This window comes from Streptomyces cavernae (assembly GCF_004023625.1).
GTDB lineage: Bacteria > Actinomycetota > Actinomycetes > Streptomycetales > Streptomycetaceae > Streptomyces > Streptomyces cavernae.
Map to the genome: position 1 here is coordinate 189,723 of NZ_ML137710.1, position 19,710 is coordinate 209,432.

Annotated in this window: 16 protein-coding genes and 1 pseudogene; 9 read left to right on the forward strand and 8 right to left on the reverse strand. The window is 69.4% G+C overall.

Translation table 11 applies throughout. From position 1 onward, the window contains the following. Positions 1 to 580 precede the first annotated feature (580 nt). Complete coding sequence (locus EF387_RS04395; RefSeq protein WP_128375137.1) at positions 581 to 2,002, forward strand: DUF2252 domain-containing protein; 1,422 nt, start codon at positions 581 to 583, stop codon at positions 2,000 to 2,002. Here EF387_RS04395 and EF387_RS04400 read toward each other — a convergent pair. From EF387_RS04400 to EF387_RS04410, 3 genes are all read right to left on the reverse strand, one after another. Further along, entirely contained in the window at positions 1,971 to 2,171 is a 201-nt protein-coding gene (locus EF387_RS04400) for a hypothetical protein (RefSeq protein WP_128375252.1), read from the reverse strand. The two genes, EF387_RS04395 and EF387_RS04400, sit on opposite strands and share 32 nt — an antisense overlap. A gap of 300 nt (positions 2,172 to 2,471) precedes the next feature. After that, positions 2,472 to 3,656, reverse strand: a complete 1,185-nt coding sequence (locus tag EF387_RS04405) for an ArsR/SmtB family transcription factor (RefSeq protein ID WP_128375138.1) — start codon at positions 3,654 to 3,656, stop codon at positions 2,472 to 2,474. A 22-nt stretch (positions 3,657 to 3,678) separates the two neighbouring features. Next, positions 3,679 to 5,253, reverse strand: coding sequence for an AbgT family transporter (locus EF387_RS04410; protein WP_128375139.1), 1,575 nt, complete (start codon positions 5,251 to 5,253; stop codon positions 3,679 to 3,681). 389 nt (positions 5,254 to 5,642) lie between these two features. Here EF387_RS04410 and EF387_RS04420 point away from each other — a divergent pair, with 389 nt between their 5' ends. Continuing rightward, positions 5,643 to 7,652: a CocE/NonD family hydrolase gene (locus EF387_RS04420; protein ID WP_238431326.1), complete on the forward strand. Its 2,010-nt coding sequence runs from the start codon at positions 5,643 to 5,645 to the stop codon at positions 7,650 to 7,652. 189 nt (positions 7,653 to 7,841) lie between these two features. Here EF387_RS04420 and EF387_RS04425 read toward each other — a convergent pair. Further along, positions 7,842 to 8,165: pseudogene (locus EF387_RS04425) on the reverse strand (STAS domain-containing protein); the annotation flags it as partial. A 273-nt stretch (positions 8,166 to 8,438) separates the two neighbouring features. Between EF387_RS04425 and EF387_RS04430 the strand changes: the two are divergent. Beyond that, the gene (locus tag EF387_RS04430; protein ID WP_274388921.1) at positions 8,439 to 8,891 is read left to right on the forward strand and encodes a helix-turn-helix domain-containing protein; all 453 of its coding nucleotides are present in this window, start codon (positions 8,439 to 8,441) and stop codon (positions 8,889 to 8,891) included. Positions 8,892 to 9,408: 517 nt separating this feature from the next. Here the strand turns inward: EF387_RS04430 and EF387_RS04440 are convergent. Further along, positions 9,409 to 9,630, reverse strand: coding sequence for a hypothetical protein (locus tag EF387_RS04440; RefSeq protein WP_128375142.1), 222 nt, complete (start codon positions 9,628 to 9,630; stop codon positions 9,409 to 9,411). Positions 9,631 to 10,206: 576 nt separating this feature from the next. Here EF387_RS04440 and EF387_RS48005 point away from each other — a divergent pair. Together EF387_RS48005 and EF387_RS04455 are read left to right on the forward strand one after the other, a co-directional pair. After that, positions 10,207 to 10,695 (forward strand): hypothetical protein, encoded by a 489-nt coding sequence (locus tag EF387_RS48005; RefSeq protein WP_238431327.1) that lies wholly within the window; start codon positions 10,207 to 10,209, stop codon positions 10,693 to 10,695. A 27-nt stretch (positions 10,696 to 10,722) separates the two neighbouring features. After that, a protein-coding gene (locus EF387_RS04455; protein ID WP_128375143.1) for an IS5 family transposase occupies positions 10,723 to 11,501 on the forward strand; the annotation gives its coding sequence in 2 pieces (ribosomal slippage) (positions 10,723 to 11,035 and positions 11,035 to 11,501; 780 coding nt in all). Positions 11,502 to 11,525: 24 nt separating this feature from the next. On the opposite strand, the gene EF387_RS04460 is transcribed toward EF387_RS04455, so the two are convergent. Then, the gene (locus EF387_RS04460; RefSeq protein ID WP_128375144.1) at positions 11,526 to 12,434 is read right to left on the reverse strand and encodes a GntR family transcriptional regulator; all 909 of its coding nucleotides are present in this window, start codon (positions 12,432 to 12,434) and stop codon (positions 11,526 to 11,528) included. A gap of 508 nt (positions 12,435 to 12,942) precedes the next feature. Here EF387_RS04460 and EF387_RS04465 point away from each other — a divergent pair. Next, positions 12,943 to 13,437, forward strand: coding sequence for a hypothetical protein (locus tag EF387_RS04465; RefSeq protein WP_128375145.1), 495 nt, complete (start codon positions 12,943 to 12,945; stop codon positions 13,435 to 13,437). Between the two features lie 5 nt (positions 13,438 to 13,442). Here the strand turns inward: EF387_RS04465 and EF387_RS04470 are convergent, their stop codons facing one another. Then, entirely contained in the window at positions 13,443 to 13,646 is a 204-nt protein-coding gene (locus EF387_RS04470) for a hypothetical protein (RefSeq protein ID WP_128375146.1), read from the reverse strand. A gap of 40 nt (positions 13,647 to 13,686) precedes the next feature. After that, entirely contained in the window at positions 13,687 to 13,884 is a 198-nt protein-coding gene (locus tag EF387_RS04475) for a hypothetical protein (protein ID WP_128375147.1), read from the reverse strand. A 305-nt stretch (positions 13,885 to 14,189) separates the two neighbouring features. On the opposite strand from EF387_RS04475, the gene EF387_RS04480 reads away from it, so the two are divergent. From EF387_RS04480 to EF387_RS04490, 3 genes are read left to right on the forward strand one after another with little or no spacing between them, the layout of a single operon-like run. Next, positions 14,190 to 14,834: an RNA polymerase sigma factor gene (locus EF387_RS04480; RefSeq protein WP_128375148.1), complete on the forward strand. Its 645-nt coding sequence runs from the start codon at positions 14,190 to 14,192 to the stop codon at positions 14,832 to 14,834. Next, complete coding sequence (locus tag EF387_RS04485) at positions 14,831 to 15,910, forward strand: CU044_5270 family protein (protein WP_128375149.1); 1,080 nt, start codon at positions 14,831 to 14,833, stop codon at positions 15,908 to 15,910. The genes EF387_RS04480 and EF387_RS04485 overlap by 4 nt, the downstream gene beginning before the upstream one ends. Continuing rightward, positions 15,911 to 19,285: a S8 family peptidase gene (locus tag EF387_RS04490; RefSeq protein WP_128375150.1), complete on the forward strand. Its 3,375-nt coding sequence runs from the start codon at positions 15,911 to 15,913 to the stop codon at positions 19,283 to 19,285. It begins immediately after the preceding gene. The last annotated feature ends 425 nt before the right edge of the window (positions 19,286 to 19,710 follow it).

Below are 19,710 nucleotides of genomic sequence, written 5' to 3' on the forward strand. Positions count from 1 at the left end.
CGTGCCCTCCTCAGCGTGCGCTGGGGAGAACCGGGGGGCCTCACCCGACTCGGGTGAGCGTGGGGGCGGGCGTGCCTCGTCGACCGTGTCACCGCGTACCGTTCCTGAGGACTGGCGGAAGTGATCCGGTCAGCCGCACAGCGGGGCCCGGCGGACGGAGCCAGGCGTCCGGGGCCCGGACGGGCCCCGAACGGTCTTGGCACTGCCGACTGCCGACTGCCGCACTGCCGCACCGCGACGCCGCAGACGAAGCCGCGGTGCGGCAGGTCCCTGGCGACGATGGCCGTGGAGAAGCGAGGACGCCGGACACGGGCCGGACGACGCCGACGATCAACGAGAGCGCGGCGATGGTCTGTGACGGCGACCGCCCCAGAAGCGGCTTCCGCAGGCACAGCAGGCACAGCAGGCACAGCAGGCACAGGGAGCCGACCGGTCCAGCGTCCAGCATGCCGGTGGCCGCTGGGTCACCCATGACGGGTGATCCGGCGGCACCGCCGTGGCGGTGGGGTGGGACCGGAGGCATCCGTCCGCCTCGCGGCGGACCGGGGCCTCGCGGCGGGACGGAACCGGGAGACGGGGCATGACAGTAGTGAGCGACTTCACCGCCGCGCTGTCACCAGCGGAGCGGGCGGCGTACGGCAAACAGGCGCGCACGCGCGCGTCGCGTTCGAGTCACGGCTGGTTCGAGCCGGATCAGGGGCGTCCCGACCCGATCGAGGTGATAGAGCGTCAGTCGGCGACGCGGCTGCCGGAGCTGGTGCCGGTCCGCTACGGCCGCATGCTCGAGTCGCCGTTCCGCTTCTACCGCGGCGCGGCAGCGATCATGGCGGCGGACCTGGGCCCCGTCCCGAAGACCGGGCTGCGGGTGCAGCTCTGCGGGGACGCCCATCCGCTGAACTTCCGGCTGCTCGCCTCGCCGGAGCGTCGTCTGGTCTTCGACATCAACGACTTCGACGAGACCCTGCCCGGGCCGTTCGAATGGGACGTCAAACGGCTGGCGGCGGGCCTCGTGACGGTGGGCCGGGGGAACGGGTTCTCGCTCAAGGAGCAGAACATGCTGGTGAGGGGCTGCGTGCGGGCGTACCGGGAGCGGATGCGCGCCTTCGCCGGGATGCGCACCCTGGACATCTGGTACGCCCAGGACGACGCCGACCGGCTGCGGGAGCTCATGGCCTCGTCGATGGACGAGGAGTCGGCGCGCCGTACCGCCCGGGCGGCGGAGCGGGCCCGCACCCGCACCCACCTCCGGGCCTTCGCCAAGCTCACCAGGACCACAGCCGAGGGCCGACGCATCGCCCCGGACCCACCGCTGATCACTCCGATCGACCAGTTGCTGCCCGACCCGTCCGAGGAGGGGCGTGAAAAGGAGCTCCGGACCCTCCTGGACGGCTACGCGCGGACCCTGCCCTCCGAACGCCGGTACCTGTTGCGGCACTACCGTCTGGTGGACATGGCCCGGAAGGTGGTGGGCGTCGGCAGTGTCGGTACGCGCTGCTGGATCCTTCTCCTGCTCGGCAGGGACGACGACGATCCGCTGCTGCTGCAGGCCAAGGAGGCCCAGGAGTCGGTGCTGTCCGCCCACACGGGCGGTGCCCGCTACGACAACCAGGGGCGTCGGGTGGTGGCCGGACAGCGTCTGATCCAGACGACCAGTGACATCTTCCTGGGCTGGACGCACGTCGTGGGCCTCGACGGGCAGGGCCGGGACTTCTACGTGCGCCAGCTGTGGGACTGGAAGGGCATAGCGCGGCCGGAGGCCATGGGACCGGGCCTGCTCGCCCTGTTCGGCCGGCTGTGCGGAGCGTCCCTGGCCCGTGCCCACGCCCGCTCCGGCGATCCCATCGCCATCGCCGCCTATCTGGGCGGCAGCGACCGCTTCGACCGGGCGATCACCGAGTTCGCCCAGTCCTACGCCGACCAGAACGAGCGGGACTTCGAGGCGCTGGGAGCCGCCTGCCGCTCCGGCCGGATCAGCGGTCCGGCAACTGCCGCATCTCCATGACGCGAAGCCCCAGCGACTGGAACCGCGCCAGCAGCCCGTACAGATGTGCCTCGTCGACGACGGGGCCGAAGAGGACCGTCTGGCCGGACATCACCACGTGGTCCAGCTCTGGGAACGCCTTGGTCAGCGTTTCGGACATGTGTCCCTCGACGCGGATCTCATAGCGCATGTGCTGTTCTCTCGCGGGTGGGCGTGGCGGAGGCGGACGGAACCTCTCGCCACGATCGTCGGCCTCGGCGTCTCCGCCTGCCTCACCCGGGGCAGGTGACCCGTCGGCCGGCCACGATGACGCAGCACCCAGTAACAGCAACATGAGCAACAACCCCATCAACAGCAACAGCAACAGCAACAGCAACAGAAACAGCAGCACGGCCTCGGCGCTGTACAGGGCGAAGTGGCCGGTGTCCTGCACGGTGTGGAACCTCTTGGGGCCGGGGGCCTTCTGCGACCACGAGCTTCCCTCGTCGGCTCACCGCGCCACCGTAGCGAGGACATCGTGGCCCAGCCGCTGGACGACGTCCGTGGCGAGCCGGTGCCGCACCAGCTTGCCGTCTCGGGTGGAGCGCACCAGGCCCGCGTCGCGCAGGGTCCGCAGCGCGCGGGAGACCTGTGGTTCGCTGGAGCCGAGCCGGGCGGCGAGCTCCGACGTGGTGATGGGCTCGCCCAGCAGATGGCGGCACAGCTCCATCCGGGCGGGCGAGTTCAGAGCCATCAGCCGGTGGTGCAGATCCCGCAGGGTCAGCTCTCCGGCCGGAGTGGTGCCGTGCGCCGCATACTGCACCACCACGCACGAGGGGTGCTCGTTCTTGACCGTCAGATGCGGCCACACCCGGGCGGACGGGACGAGGACGAGGGGGCGCGGGGCCACCCTCACTTCGTCGATCTGCAGCTTGTCCAGGCGTACCCGTTCCCCCGGCCCGACCCGGGCCGCGGTCGGCAGCAACTCGGTGAGCACATCCGCGGGCGAGCGATGCGAGACGGGGGTCCCCACGGCCGAAGTCCCCCTGGGGGCGCCCCCGGCCGGAGGCTGGAGGACTTCGGCCGGGGGTGCGCCCAGGGGGAGGCTCGCCAGCCGGCGACGTACCTCCCGCGCGTGATCCTCCAGGGCCGGCCGCAGGAGGCGCCAGTCCTCGGCGAAGAACGCGCTGTCGGCGGCCCGCAGCACCGCCAGCAGCCGGTCCCGCAGCTCCAGCGGTGCCGCGACCAACTGTCGCGCCAGCTCCCCGCGGGCGTAGGAGCGGCGCAGGCAGCGGCGTGCGTAGTCCTCCGCCGCGGCGGTGCCGGCACGCAAATCGCGGGCCGGCGGCACCGGTTGCGCGTTGGTGCCGAGAACTCCGGGTGCCACCAGCTCCAGGAAGTTCTCCGCAGGCAGCGCCGCGATGGCCGCCAGCTCATCGTCCAGGCTCGCCGCGAGCGGCAGCACAAGGGGAAAGAACAGGCGGCAGCGGTAGCGGGCCCACAGCGGAGCGAACACGGACAACTCGTCGTGCAGCTCGGGTCCCGCCGCGGCGGCGCGGGCCGCCCAGCCGGCAGCCTCCGGGTGGTGCTCGGGTTCGGCGAGCACGTGCAGGCTCGCCATCAGTTCCGACAGCGCGGAGGGTCCCGCGGTGACGTCCGCGGGCCCGAGCCCTCCGAGGTCGAGGACGATGCTCACGCCGTCAGCGTACGGCGGGAGTTCACCGCACCGGCGCTCCCGGCCCGAGCGGGATGCCCAGCAGGTACCAGGCGAAGAACAGCAACACCCAGACCACCATCATGATCATGGCAATGGGCAGGGTGAAGGAGACCAGGGTGCCGATGCCGGCCTCACGGCGGAGGGTCTGCAAATAGCCGACACAGAGCATGAACGAGGTGCTCATCGGGGTGATGGAGTTCGTGCAGGAATCGGCGATGCGGTAAAGCGCCATGGTGGTGGCCGGGTTGGTGCCGAGCAGCAGCAACATCGGCACCAGTGCCGGGGCCACCAGGGTCCACAGGGCCGAGCCGGAGGTGATGAGAAGGTTCATCAGCGCCACCGCGACGATCAGCAGGGTGAACAGCACCAGCGTGGGCGCGCCCAAGTCCCGGAGGAAGTCGGCGCCTTCCACGGCGACGACCGTGGCGATGTTGGTCCACTTGAACAGGGCGAGGAACTGGGACACGGCGAAGAACAGCACCAGCAGCGGTGCGATGGAGCGCACGCCTTCCGCCATGAACTCCGGTATCGCGCGGCTCCCGCGGATCTGCCCGGTGAACCGCCCGTACACGGCGCCGATGAGCAGGAAGAAGACGGTGAGGAAGACGGCGATGGCGTTCATGAAGGTGGACTCCACGATCGCGCCCCCCTCGCCCCGGAGCGGTGACGAGGCGGGCAGCAACGCGAGCACGATCAGCGCGGCGTAGCCGAGCACGGCAAGCCCGGTCAGCTTCAGGGCCCGCAGCTCGGTGGCCTCGTCGACGCCGGCGGCGACCACCTGCCGTGCCGCGGCGGCCTCCAGGTCCGCGTCGGGGGTCAGATGGTGCTCGCGTCTGGCGAGGATCTTGTCCACGACCAGGGCGATGGTGCCGGCCAGCACGAACGCCGAGACGGTGGTGAAGTACATGTTGTCCGTCGCGCGGACCACCACGTCCTTGTCGACGAGTTGCGCGGCCTCGGTTGCCACGGCGGCGAACAGCGCGTCACCGGGGGCGATCAGCGGGTTGGCGTCGCCCGCGGCGTTGATGGAGACGAACGCGACGATCATGCCGAGCATGGGGGAGCGGCCCACGGCGCGGAAGGCCACCGCCCCGAGCGGGATGAGGACCACGTACGCGGAGTCGGACAGGAACTTGCCCAGCACGCCGCCCAGCGCCACGCCGAGAACGACCGTGCGGGGCGACAGCCCGGACAGCATGCGGCGGGCCAGTGCTTCGAAGAGTCCCGAACGCTCGGCGACCGCGACACCGAGCATCACCATCAGCACGGTGCCGAGCGGGCCGAAGGTGACGAAGGACTCCTCGGCGCCGGTGATCAGGTCCCGTACGGCGTCCGCCGACAATGCGCTGCGCACACCGACCGGATCACCCGAGGACGGGTCCTCGACCTGCAGGCCGGAGGCGTTCAGCGCCCAGCTGACGACGGCGACGACCCCGCACAGGATCCAGAACAGCCAGAACGGATGCGGCAGTGCGTTCCCCGCGCGCTCGACCAGGTCGAGGAGCCGGGAGCCACGGCCCCCCTCGTCGGGCCTGGTGGCCTGCACCTCCTTGGCGCGGCTGTCGGGTGTGCTCATGGCGGCCTCCTGTGAGGACGGGTGACGGTGATGGGGGCGGCGACGGGGATGGCGAGGGGACGGTGATGGGGATGGCGAGGGGATGGCGAGGGGACGGGGATGGGGATGGCGAGGGGACGGGGATGGGGATGGGGATGGCGAGGGGATGGGGATGGTGACGGTGACGGGGAGATGAGGGCGTTGCGCGGCTAGGCCGCGAGCAGTGAGAAATGGGCCCGGGGCCGCTAACGCTCCGTCGCGTTGGGACGTGGGGCGTGCCGGGTCCGGGCGTTCCTGGGTTGCGCTGCACAGTAGGTCCCGTGTCCGGTCCCGTCACCGTCCGGCGGAACAGTTGACCTGATGACGTCAAGTGATCGCCATGACCTGGGCCGTTGCTTAGCGTCACGGGAGTGACCCCGTACGACACCTCCCACGCCTGCCGACCCGAACCCCTCCAGGGCGGCGCCCTGTGGCGCCGTACCCTGCGCATCCCCATGCGGGACGGCATCCGTCTCGCCGCCGACCTGTACTCCGCCTCACCCGAGCCGGAGGCGGAGGCGACCGCGCTTCCCGTACTCCTCGAGCGCACCCCGTACGGCCGGCGCGCGCAGCGCGGTTCGGACCAGGACCGCAGCGACGCGCCGGTTCCGCAGCCCGAGGACATAGCCCGGCACTTCACCGAAGCCCGCTACCACGTCGTACGGCAGGACTGCCGGGGCCGCGGCGACTCCGAGGGGACGTTCGTGAAGTACCTCGGCGAGGGACCGGACGGGGCGGACACGATCGCCTGGCTCAGGAACCAGCCGTGGTGCGACGGCAGGGTCGTGATGACGGGGGTGTCCTACTCCGCCCACGTCCAGGCAGCCGCGGCCGCCGAAGGGGCGACGGGGCTGGCCGCCATGTTCCAGGACTCGGGCGGTTTCTCCTCCGCGTACGACGCGGGGATGCGGATGGGCGGCGCCTTCGAGCTGAAGCAGGTGACCTGGGCAGTGCGGCACGCGGTGCAGAGCCCGGAGGCCGCGGCGGATCCGGTTCTGTCCGAGGCACTGCGGCGGGTGGACCTGGCGGGCTGGTTCGGTGCCATGCCGTGGCGGCCCGGCTGCACGCCGCTGCGGCACCTGTCGGCGTACGAGGACTTCCTGCTGGAGCAGTGGCGCCAGGACACGTTCGGGGACTACTACCGCAACCCTGCCATCTACGGGCGCGGCTTCTACGAGCGCTTCCCGGACGCGCCGAGCCTGCACATGGGCAGCTGGTACGACCCCTACGTCCGCTCCACCATCGAGAACTTCACCGCCCTGCGGGAGCTGAAGTCGGCATCCTCCTACCTGGTCATGGGTCCCTGGACGCACGGGCACCGCTGCGAGAGGTACGCCGGAGACGTGGACTTCGGTCCGCGGGCGACACTGGACGGCAACCTCGCCCCGTCCTATCTGGAGTTCCGCCGCCGCTGGTTCGACCGGGCGCTGGGCCGGGAGGGCAGTGAGGGGAGTGAGGGCATCGAGGGGAGTGACGTGAATGCGGGGAATCCGGGGAGTCGGAGTCCGGGGAGTCGGAGTCCGGGGAGTCCGGAGAGCGAAGACCTCCCCGCCGTCCAGTACTTCCTGATGGGCGGCGGCGACGGCCGACGGGATGCGGCAGGGCGGATGCGGCACGGCGGCGTATGGCGCACCGACACCCAGTGGCCGCCGGCGTCGACGGCCCCCGTCGCCCTGTACCTGCGAGTTCCTGGCACCACCGACGACGCGCTCACCGTGGCCCCGCCCACCGCGGCCGTCGCGTCGGTGACCTACGACTTCGACCCGCGCCACCCGGTCCCCACCATGGGAGGCCAAGTCACCTCGGGCGAGCCGGTGATGACGGGCGGGGCATACGACCAGAATGCCCCGGACGCCCGGGTGTACGGGGCGCGCGAGCCGTACCTGCCACTGGACTCCCGCCCGGACGTGATCAGCCTGAGCACCGCGCCACTCGAGCGGGACGTGGTGCTGGCCGGCCCGGTGTCGGCAAGGCTCTACATCTCGACCACAGCCCCGGACACCGACTTCACCATCAAACTGATCGACGTCCATCCGCCCAACGCCGACTACCCGCACGGCTTCGCCATGAACCTCACCGACGGCATCGTCCGCTGCCGCTTCCACCGTTCCTTCGAGAGGCCGGAGTTGCTCACTCCGAACGAGGTGTACCGGATCGAGGTAACCGCTCCTGACACGGCGAACCGCTTCGCCGCCGGCCACCGAATCCGGCTCGACGTCTCCTCCAGCAACTTCCCCCGCTTCGACGTCAACACCAACACCGGCGAACCGGAGGCCGCCGCCCGCCGCACCGCCGTAGCCGTGAACACCGTGCACATGGATGCCGAGCGCCCCTCCCACCTACGAGTGTGGCTGGAAGGAGGAGCGGACGCGCTCGCGTAGTCGCACGTGGGGGCACACTGCCTGGGGGTTCGGTCTCGGCTCAGCTAAGAGGAGGCCGACAGCCCACAGCCGACAGCCGCCGGCCGGCCCCCGGTCAGTCGGACGGCGGACTCACAGCAGTCCATGGTCCTGGCACCATTTCACGATGTCGTGGCCGCCCTCTTCGATGACCTGCCGCCAGCGCTGGTCCGCGGCGATGGCGTCCGAAACCGTCGGGTGGATCGTGAAGACACTGACGAGTCCGGTGATGCGGAAGATCCGGATGATCCGGTCGGAGTCGATCGCAAGGTGGAGCGATCCCTTGCAGGTGCGGAGCCGGTTGAGGCTGCCTACGAGAGCACCCAGGCCAGTGGAATCCAGGAACTCCACACCACGCAAGTCCACGATGAGGTGTAAGGCGCCCTCGTCGAGAAGTTCGATCACCTTGTCGCGCAGCTTCGGGGCGGTGTAGACGTCGAGCTCGCCCGTGGCGCGGAGGACGGCGCGGTTGCTCTCCGCACTCACGGACTCCAGGAGTAGGTCCTGCACGTCGGTCTCCTTATGCCCTCTACGGTTCCTCGGCGGCCCGAGGTAACCGAGGCCGTCATGGAGCATTTTGCTAATGCCATCTGCCATCTGCCATCTGCCATCTGCCGTCTGCCGTCTGCCATCTGCCATCTGTCATCTGTCATCTGTCATTCTGAGCAGTGACAGGGAAATGCCTGGCGTTACGGTAGGCGCCAGGATGAGTGACTGTCAACGGTGGCGTATATTTGTCATTGCAGGGAATGACACCTAGGAGTAGCTGTGCGGGTTGAGGAAGCCATCGGGCGACAAATCGCGCGGCTCCGGGAAACTCGGCGGATGTCACTCGCCGAACTGGGTGAGGCGGTGGGCCGATACCTGGGCAAGTCCTGGAGTCGTCAGGCTGTCCACCAGGCGGAGCGCGGTGGCCGGGCGTTCACGGCGACTGAGCTGACGGCCATCGCCTTGGCGCTCGATACATCGATTCCGGCCCTGTTCCTCGCGGACGCGGCTGAGGAGCGCATTGAGATGCCTGCCAAAGTGATCTCGTCCGAGGAGTACAGAGGCGTACTCCTGCACGCGGGCAAGGAGGCGCCCCTGGACGGGGTGGAGGAACTGATCGTGGCCCTGAATGACATCGGAGAGGTGCTGTCCCGGCCCACGCTGGTCCGCCTGGCGAAGATCGGGCGGGTGGCGGAGCAGGTCGCCAACCCGCATGAACGCCACCTGCCCTAGCGGCCTGACCAGCCGTCATCAGTTCGGTCAGCCCGGTCACCCCGGTCACCCCGGTCAACTCGGCATCGCTGGCCTCCGGCCGGAGGCGGACGTCGAAGGTGTAGCCCTCGTCGCAGAACACGACGTCAGAATCTGCCGGAACGAGTCTGCGGAACACGGCCGCCGGCCGCACGGCGTCTGCCTGCCGGGCCTTCAGGTACAGGCAGTACAGGCAGTTACCGTGCGGCCAGGCCGCGAGTAGCCGTCGAAAGCACCGCTGGGCAATCCGCTAGGCGGCCTTGGGCCGCGCCGGTCGCGTGCCCGGGGCGGGCACCTGTGCATCCTCGGACCAGAAGCTCTCGTCCTCTCCGAAGTCCGGGGCTTGAAAGGGTTTGGTAGTCGGAGGCGGTGATACTGCGGTGGAACGGCGGGGTTGCCCTTCCAGGGCGGAGAACAGCGACGTCGGGTCGATGAGAGGTCTGCCTTTCGTTACAGGTCCCTGAAGGGACCTGGCGTGCCGTGACCGGGCACAGCGGTTCTACAGCTTGGTCATCTTGGCGTAGGGGCTCAAGATCCGCATCTGCGCCGAGCCGAAATCCACGAGCGCCGCGATTCCCTCCTCGACGCCGATTACCCGGCCGAGGCCGTACATGTCGTGTGTGACCTGGTCGCCCATGGCGAAGTGCTTGGGGGCCGGTGCGACCGGGGCTTTGAAGGGGCTGGTAGGCAGGTGACGCTTAGGTGCCGCAGGCTTTGTCATGACTCAGTATGAGCCCACGTCTGTCCCGCTCGCTGTGGCCATTGGCACAGATCCGTACGGCAGCAACCGCGTCGTGCCACTGACCTGGGGGTTTCCAGACAAGATGAGCGAAACTCGACTTCTCGTTCGGTGACCGCGACTGCCGGGATCTGATCGAGGGCGCGGCGTCCCTCCTGGGGTCAGCCGATGGCGCTGGAGGCCGGGGCTCTCCTGGCGGGGAGCCATGACGCGGTGCCGGCCCCCGAGGACGGAGCCGACGGCACCCTTGACCACAACGAGGCCGGCCGGGATCGCGGCGATGGCTGCGGACTCCAGTGCGGACAGGTTGACGACGTTGGTCGTACCCGAGGCGAGCAGGAGGCCGAGGAATGCCTCGAGGTAGGTCAGAACGGTGCGCTCGGCGATGTCGGCGAGGAGCTTCGCGGAGTTGGTGGGGGTGGCGCTTGCACAGAGGTTCCTTCCGAGGTGTCAGGGCCTGAGCACGCGAAGCTCGGCCCAGCTCATCGGGCCGGGAAACAGTCGCAATGCGACCCTGCCTACGGCTGAGACCGGTTGGAGGTACTGGGAAACTGCGTCATGACTTCACGGAACCTGCGGCCCTTGGTCGCCGGATGCACGGTAGCGGCATCGGTGCTCTTGCTTGCCTCGTGCACGTCGAGCAACGACGACGGCAAAGCCGCCGCCTCTTCAACGCCGTCCGTACCGAGCGTCTCTCAAACGGCAGCTGGACCGGACGAGAAGAAGCTCACCCAGCAGGCCCAGGCAGCCCTGGCCGCCGTCCATGGCGGGACGATGGTTGAGGCCGGAGCAGAGCGTGTGACCGACGGCATCCACACAGAGCCCAGCCTGAGCGAGGGCAAGACCTACAAGATCAGCCTGATGTGCTTCGGCAGCGGTAGCGCCAAGTTGGTGTTCACGCCGGCGAGCACTGGCACGGAGACCAAGGTGCCGTGCGACCAGTCGGTGGTCCAACAGCGGATCACAGCGGCAAAGGCACTGCGCATCGACGTCGATGGTTCCAAGGGGTCGACCGGTGTGATCGCCTGGCAGATCGATACCGTCTGACCTGTCGCCGTTCCGTGAACCGTCCGGCTGGTTCCTGACGGTCTGTGGGAGCTGGCTGCTCCGTTGCTGCCGTCGTTCAATTCCCGTCCGCAGGCCGGCGGGACCGCTCCGTGTGACGAGCGGTCCGTGTTCACGGTGGTCGTGTTTGTGCTGACCAGCGGGTGTGCCTGGCGGCATCTACCGGAGACGTTCGGCGTCTCGCCCGCGACGGCGCATCGCCGGTTCACCGCGCGGACCCGGCGGGGCTGTGGCGTCGGCTTGGCGGTCCTGGATGAACTCGGCGCGCGGGGCGAGCTGGACTGGACCTCGGCGATCGTCGACGCTGCCTCGGTTCGGGCCAAAAGGGGGGCACGCTGACCGGACCGAACCCGGTCGATCGCGGCAAGAAGGGCAGCAAGCTGCACGTGCTGTCCGAGGCCCAGGGCATCCCTCTGGCCGTCGCGGTGTCCGGTGCGAACACCCACGACAGCCTGGCCCTCAAGCCCCTGATCCGTGGCATACCCGCCGCCCGCTCCCGCCGAGGGCCGCGGCGGGAGCGGCCCGCCAAACTCCGCGCAGACAAAGCCTACTTGTCCGCCGAACAGCTCGCCTGGCTGCGCGAACGCGGAATCGTCCCACGCATCGCACGTCCCGGGATCGAATCGAGCGAGCGGCTCGGCCGACACCGCTGGAAGATCGAGCGGTCGATCGCCTGGCTGTTCGGCTACCGCCGGCTCACCGTCCGGTACGAGCGAAAGGGATCTCACTTCCTCGGCCTCGCAGCCGCCCTCACCTGCTACAAGAAGCTCGCCAAACTCACCACGTGAGACATCCTCTAAGTTACTTGATCTTCAGTAGAAGGAGAGATCTGCGGAGACCGTTTCCCAGATTGAGTTGAACCACAGGTGGGATTGCTCAACGAAAACGGTATCGTTGTCCAGGGCTTCGCCTGAGTTGAAGCGCCTTTGCAAGGAAACATCCGTCGATGCGTCGAAGACATCGTGAAGCGTGTCATCGATGGTTTCCTCTCGACGCGACACCATGCAGTAGGCAAAGAGCGCCTCAGTCCCGTTGATCAGGTAAAGCTCTGCCATCGGGGTGAAGGGGACGGCCCGGAAGGAGACCTGCACGTCAATGCCGTGCGATCTGCGAAGTGAGAGCAGGGCGGTCCTGAGTGAGTTTGCGTTTGTATTGCGCTGTATCAGCCATTGGCTATGCAGTGGATCGTCGGATTCAGGCGCTTCGACTGACACCGGGAAAGCAAGGCTGATGTCTCGACTTGGCAACAGGACTCTGACGCCAATGCTTTCGGGTCTGATCCTGCCCGCGTGTATGTCCTGAACTGGACGCGCTATGGCCAAGGCCAGCGTTTGACCGGTCACGCACAAGGCGTCTACCTCTACTTGACGCGCAGAGAAGCCTGTCGAGATTCGATCCCCGAGGCCGACCATGGACGGTAGCCACAAAATGTCTGCGTTGGCAGCCGAAGTATCCCTGACTGCGCGGGCTTCGCCAGTCTTCTCGACCAGTTGTATCCACTGGCGCACATTTGGGGGAGGCAGCTCTGCCCAACGACTCAAGAGGCGTACGACTTCGAGGAAACGGTCGGCGTCACGTGGAGCGTGATTTCCGGTGCGCCAGTCGCTCAACGTGGCTACTGGTACTCCGGTCTCGCGATGGACGCGAACCAAGGTCAGGCTGCTTCCCTCGGCGGCCAGGCGAGCCCGCGCGGCATCCCACAAGTCCGTGAACGCCCGCATGGGTGGTGACGTCATATGCCGTCCCCGTCTCAGGACCTCCGAGTCGGAACTTCCGACTCGGAACCGAGTGTATGAGTCCGGAATCCGGATCGTCACGAGATGTGTGGCCGGAGCAGGTGCGCAGCCCCCAAATGGAAACCAGCAGCGTGGCGCTGGCCCGCTCGGTACCTCAGGGGGTTCACGTGGTCAAAAGGGTTCGGAGCAATCTCACGGTCCAGCGCCTTGGACGCACCGCTCTGTTCGGGCTCGTGCGCGGGGCCAGCGCTGCCATGGGTAGTGCCGTGGTCGCCGGCCTTGTGTGGTGGGCGCAGAGCAGGTGAGGGTACCGAGGTGCTTGCATCGCAGGGCCCGTAAAGGCCTTGCAGTGCTGCCCGGCAGCGCTGCTGTAGACCGTAGACTGGGCCTCTCTTTCCTTGTGGAACGGTGCCCCGGGATCTGACTCGCACTCTGCCCGGGGCGTTGCCGTTCGACCGCTGTAGAGGTACGGGTGGGGAATCAACACGCTGACATGCCAGCCGACTTCGAGGACTTCCCATTGCCGCCTGCCGAGGTCGCGGTGACGCGTCGGGTGTCCGGCGGCTCGGCGTACGTGACCGTGGCCATCACCTTGGCCGTGGCGCCCTTCGTCCAAGCGGTCGCCACGGCTATGGGCGGCAAGCTCGCCGACTCCATCGACACGAACGCCCGCGACGCGGTACGTCGCCTGCTGCAGCGAACACGAAATCAGGCGGAACTCCCGCCGCCCGATCCGCAGTTGTGCACGCAGGTCAGTGTCGCTCTCAGCGATGAGGACTCCGGTGCTCGCGTGCTCCTCGCTGATGATCTCCCCGCGGAGGCCGTAGCCCAGCTGCTCAAGATGGGACGTGCCGGAACACGGGAAGTCCGCGGATCTGTGATGTGGCTTCCGGAGGGAGCGAAGGAGGGGCGCTGGTACGTGGAGTCGGAGGGGCGCCTTACGTGGGTTTGGAATCCGGCCGATCTCCGCTGGACTCCCCTCCAGTAGCGCGATCAGAGGATGCGCAGCAGGAAGCAGACGGCGAGGCTCGTCCAGGCGACCGCGAAGAGCGCGCGGCCAGGGCGACTGTGAAGGCGCAGCCAGGCACGGAAACGTTCGGACCGCGTGTTGCCGTCCTCGCTGTCCACCAGCGTGAACAACTCGGCCGCGAGGCCAAGCACCAGCAGGTTGGCCAAGATCAGGTCGGGTGTGGTCAATCCGGTCTCCTTGTTCTCCGATGCGGTGTGAGCCTGTGCCTCAGCGGGCGAACGCCGACCAGACGGCCAGGCCGAGGGCGGCGAGTCCCGTGAGCGTGCTGATGGTTGCCTGGACCGGCGCGATCGTCAGCCCGAGGCCCTGGCCCCGTCGGTTCTCGGCCGCTCCGGTCCGCAAGTGTCGCTGCCCGGGGGCGAGCAGCTCTGCCGAAGCCCGGGCCTGGTTTGCGTACGACGACAACGGCGCCGTTCACCGTCGGTGAGACCGGTGCCCGCCCGTGCCGGTGGGCGTTGCCGGATCAGCCTGTTCCGCGCCCGCGTTCGGCCTCGACACCTCCAACAGCTTCTCGACCGGCCTGCGCACCCCCGGACCGGGTCCGGCATCAGATCGGGCGCCTTGCTCTCGGGCCTCGCAGCCTGAGCGGTGCGCGGCTGGGCGGCTGCCATGTCCACCGAGTCCTCGTACAGGTCACCGCCCCGGTGACCTGTACGACGGCTGTGACGTGTCTCACGGGAACTCGCCCGCACCGTACGTCAGTTCAAGACGTGACCACAGATATGCGAACCCGGGTGCGAAACGGAGATCCGGACGCCTTCGCGGAACTCTTCGACGAGTGCGCCCGCGCGGTGTACAACCATGCCTTCCGGCTGACCGCCGACTGGTCGCTGGCCGAGGACGTGATGTCGACGACCTTCATGGAGGCGTGGCGGCGCCGGGCCTCGGTCGAGGCCGAAGGTGGCTCGCTGCGGCCGTGGCTGCTGGGCATCGCCACCAACGTCGCCCGCTCCCACCACCGCAGCAACCGCCGCTACCGCAACGCGGCGAGCGCCGCGGCCGCCGCGCACGCCGCCGAGGAACGGGTCGAGGACCACGCAGAGGAGACCGCCGGACGCCTGGACGGCCGGCGCCGTATCAACGCCACGCTCGCCGCCCTCAGCCTGCTCAAGCGCCCCGAGCGTGAGGTCCTGACGCTGTGCCTGTGGGAGCGGATGGAGTACGCCGAGGCGGCTCGCGCCCTGGGCATCCCGGTCGGCACCGTCCGCTCCCGCCTCTCCCGCGCCCGCGCCAAGCTGCGCAAGCTCGCCGACGCGCAACTGCTCGGAGAAAAACGGGAACCCACCCGCACGAACCGGCAGATAACAGGTGATCGCGGATACGCGGTCCGGTCCGCACAGGAAGGAAACCGATGAACGCCAGCCCCTCCCACCGGCCCCACCCGGCCGAGTGGACGGAGACGCAGAGCCTGCTGCCCTCCGCCGAGCGGGATCTGCCGGCGGGCCGCCACCAGTTCCACAAGGAGCAGATGATGGCCCGGATCCACGAAGACCTCCGCACCTCCTCCCGTACGTCCGCCACCTCTCCGGTCGCGCCCGGGAAGCGCTCCAACCCGTTCCTGCGCCGTACGATCTTGCTGCCCGCCGCGGCCTTCGCCCTGGCCGGCGCGGTCGCGGGCGGCCTCGCCCTCACCGGCGGCGGCGCGGACGACGGCAGGACCGCCCTGGCCACCGGCCCCGCACTGACCACCCGGATCGGCGCCGCCGACGCCAAGGGCGCCCCCCAGCTCCTCGAACGTATCTCCCTGGCCGCCGCCGACACCTCCGCGCCCACCCCGCGCAAGGGCCAGTACATCTACATCGCCTCGAAGGTGGCCGACACCTACATCAAGACCGAGGGCGACAAGAGCGAGGTGGTCAGCGACGAGCTGCACTCCCGCCAGGTCTGGAACTCCCTTGACGGCAGGGACGGTTGGCTGATCGAGGCCGGCAAGACGAGCGACAAGGGCATCACCCTGAAGGGCGACACCCCGTTCAGCGGCGCCTACAACGCCCTGGCCGAGCTGCCGACCGACCCCGACACGCTGCTGCAGCGGATCTACCGCGAGTCGGATGCCGTCCGGGACCCCGAAGTCCCGCGCGACCAGGCCGCCTTCGTCGCGATCGGCGATCTGCTGTTCGAGAGCTACCCGCCCGCCGAGGTCGGCGCCGCCCTCTACAAGGCCGCGGCCAAGATCCCCGGCGTCGTCGCGGTGAACGACGCGGTCGACGCCACGGGCCGGCACGGGGTCGCGATCGCGCGGGAGAACGACGGCGAGCGCATCGAGTGGATCTTCGACAAGAAGACGCTGCGGTTCCTCGGCCAGCGCATCGTGGTGGTCAAGGCCACGGCGGACAACCCCCTCAAGGTCGGTACCGTCACGCACACCAGCGCGATCACCGAGCGCGCGGTCGTCGACGCCAACAAGCAGCTCCCCGGGCAGGCGAGCTGAATGCGCGACAGAACCACAAGCGCCTCGCTGGCCGCCCTGCTGGTGGCGGGGCTGATGACGGGTGTCTCGGTGGCGGCCACGGGCTCCGGCCTCGGCGTACGGACGCAGGCCACCGCCACCGTCGCGGCGCCCGGCAGCCCCGCCCTCGGCGCGCGGACCGCCGGCTCCGCCTCCGCGGCCGACCGGTACGTCACTCTCCTCACCGGCGACCGGGTCCGGCTGGACGCCCGGGGCCGGGTGACGGGCGTACGGCGGGCACCGGGCCGTGAGCACGTCCCGGTGTCCGTGCGCGGCGTCGGGGGCGATCAGTACGTCGTTCCCGCCGACGCCGCCGCCCTGATCGGCCAAGGCGTCCTGGACATGCGGCTGTTCGATGTCAGCGGCCTGATACGCGCCGGCTACGACGACACCCGGCGCGGCACGCTCCCGCTGATCGTGTCGTACGAGGGCAAGTCCGCCCAGCGCAGAAGCACTCAGAAGTCGCTGGTCGCGGACGCGGACGCCACCGTGCGCCGGGAGCTGCCCAGTGTGGCGGGCGCCGCGATCACCGTGCCCAAGGCCGGGGCCGACGACATGTGGCAGGCCCTCACCGAGGAGCAGGGAGTCGCGCGGGTCTGGCTGGACGGCCGGTTCAAGGCCCCGGCGGACGAAGACGGCGCGAAGGCCGGGGAGGCGGGCGGCGGCGTCGCGCAGATCGGCGCCCCGGCCGCCTGGGCGGCCGGATACGACGGCAAGGGCGTCAAGGTCGCCGTCCTGGACACCGGCGTCGACACCACACACCCGGACCTCGCCTCGGCGGTGAAGGCCTCGAAGAACTTCACCGGCACCGGCAGCACCGAAGACATGGCCGGCCACGGCACCCATGTGGCCGCGACGCTGGCGGGCTCCGGCGAACGGTCCGGCGGCCGGTACAAGGGCGTCGCGCCCGGTGCCGGGATCCTCAACGCCAAGGTGCTTAACGACAGCGGCGAGGGCAGCGACTCCAGCGTCATCGCCGGCCTGGAGTGGGCCGCCGGGCAGGGCGCCAGGGTGGCCAACCTCAGCCTGGGCCAGGACGACACCCCGGGGGAGGACCCGGTCGAGGCGGCGGTGAACGCCCTCTCGAAGAGCACCGGCATGCTCACCGTCGCCGCGGCCGGCAACGAGGGCCCCGACGCGGGAACCGTCGGCTCCCCGGGGGCCGCGGAGTCGGCGCTCACCGTGGGCGCCGTCGACGGGGAGGACCGGCTCGCCGACTTCTCCAGCACCGGCCCGACCGCCGACAGCGCGCTGAAACCGGACCTCACGGCGCCGGGCGTGGCCATCGTCTCGGCGAGGGCGGCGCACGGCCACATGGGCGACCCGGCTGCCGACGGCTATGTCTCCATGTCCGGTACGTCGATGGCGACGCCGCATGCCGCAGGGGCGGCCGCGATCCTCGCCCAGCGGCACCCCGACTGGACCGGCGCACGGATCAAGCAGGCGCTCACCGCGTCCACCACCCCGACCACCGGCGCGACCGGCTACCAGCAGGGGACGGGCCGGCTCGACGTGTCCCGGGCACTGGAGGGGGCGGTGGCGAGCGAACAGACCTCCGTGTCCTTCGGCAAGCAGCTGTGGCCCCACACCGACGACCGGCCGGTCACCCAGCACATCACCTACCGCAACGACGGCGACCAGCCCGTCACCCTGGACCTGACGGCCACCGCGACCGGCCCCGGAGGCAGCACGGCCCCCAAGGGCATGTTCACGCTGAGCACCACACAGCTCACCGTCCCGGCGGGCGGCACCGCCGACGTCGATCTCACCGCGGACACCCGCGTCGAGGCGGCGGACGGCGCCTACTCGGGCACGCTGGTCGCCACCGCGCGGAACGGCGCCGGCCCCGCTGCCGTACGGACCGCCTTCGGCGTCGTACGCGAGGCCGAGTCATACGACCTCACCCTGAAGTTCCTCGACCGCGACGGCCGGCCCGTGAGCGCTCCGCTGACCGAGATCCTCGGGTACTCGGGCACGTACTGGACCACGAACCTCAAGGACTCCGAGCAGATCTCCAAGGGCGTGTACCGGGTGCGGGTCCCGCGCGGCGACTATGTCGTGGACACCGTGATGGACGACGCCGGGGGCACCTCCGCGCTGGTCCGGCCGCGGCTCTCGCTGACCGGGGACACCACGGTCGTCTTCGACGCGCGCAAGGCGAAGCCGGTCCGGATCACCGCGCCGCAGGGCGCGAAGATGTCCGACGGCCAGATCAACCTCGCCGTGGGCACCGGAGACACCGGGAGCGAACCGCACAACAGCACCCTGTTCTGGGGAACGTTCAAGAACCTGCGCACCGCGACCCTGGGACCGACCGCCCCGGCCGGGAGGCTCAGCACGCAGCTCGGCGGCCTGTGGCAGAAGGGCAGCACCACCTACCACCTGCTCCACAACCTGCCTGACCGCTTCCCCACCGGTTATCGGCACACCACGCGCATGAACGAACTGGCCCTGCTGAAGCGGAACTTCGGCTCGTCCGTCGCACACCGCAGGGGCATCGTCAACGTCCTGTGGAGCGGCCCCACCCTGTCGCTGGGCACGGTGAGCGACCCCTTCCCGCTGCCGACGACCGCGAAGATCTACGTCACCACGCCCAAGGGCTTCAAGTGGACGGCCAACCTGGGCCAGCGAAACGCCTCCGGAGACGACGATGACGTCTTCTACGGCACGGAGAGCGCGAGGTCGTACCAAGCGGGCCGGACCTACGCAGCGACGTACAACGTCGGCGTCTTCAGCCCGATCACCGGCGGCCCGTACGGCGCACAGCGCGACGGCGACACCCTCGACCTGTGCGTCCCCGACCTCGCCGACGGGAGCGGACACCCCGCCTCCTCCACAGCGAAACGCCACACCACGGTGACCGCGGACGGCAGCACCCTGCTCGACAACGACGGCGACCTCTGCCAGACCGTGGAGAAGCTCCCGTCCGTCCCGGCCCGCTACACGATCCGAACGAACCTGACCCGCCCGCCAGGCGTGGCCACCACCACGAGCCGCCTGACAGCGGCCTGGACCTTCACGTCCAGCCCGTCCGACTCCGGTTCCCTGCCCCTCTCCACGGTCCGCTTCCACCCGAAGCTGACCCCGACCGGCACGGCCCCCGCAGGCCGCCGCACCACGATCCCCCTCTCCCTCCAGGGCCCGGCGGCCACTGACCTGAAATCCCTGACGGTGAAGGTCTCCTACGACGCCGGCAAGACCTGGTCCCCCGCCCCAGTGACCACCAGCCACGGCAAAAGGACCCTCACCCTGACCCACCCGGAAAACGCCCGCTCGGTCTCCCTCACATCCACCCTGACCGACACCACCGGCAACACCTACGCGGTGACGATCCTGGAGGCATACCTCCTGACCTGACGTGGTCCAGACACTCCTCGACGCGGTCACGCATCATCTGGAGCACTTCGCCGCCGCCGACCGAGACACACGTCTTCGTCGATCCGCAGAGGCGGGCACCTGCGGTGGAGGGACGACTGTGTGAAGGCTCGGAAGGCTGCGGGTGTCACGGCCGAGTTGCACTTCCACGACCTTCGGCACACGGCAACACGCTCGCCTCGACGGCGGGAGCCAGCACCCGGGAGTTGATGACGCGCATGGGCCACAGCAGCTCCCGAGCCGCGCTGATCTACCAGCACATGACCAGCGACCGGGACCGGGCCATCGCCGACCGGCTTGGGGCCATGATCCGGGCGGCGGGGGAGTGGCCAGCCCCGAGCCCTCTGAAAAGGATCGGGCGGGCTCGTAGTGGCATGGATGTGGCACGGCGCCTGAAATGGCCAAGG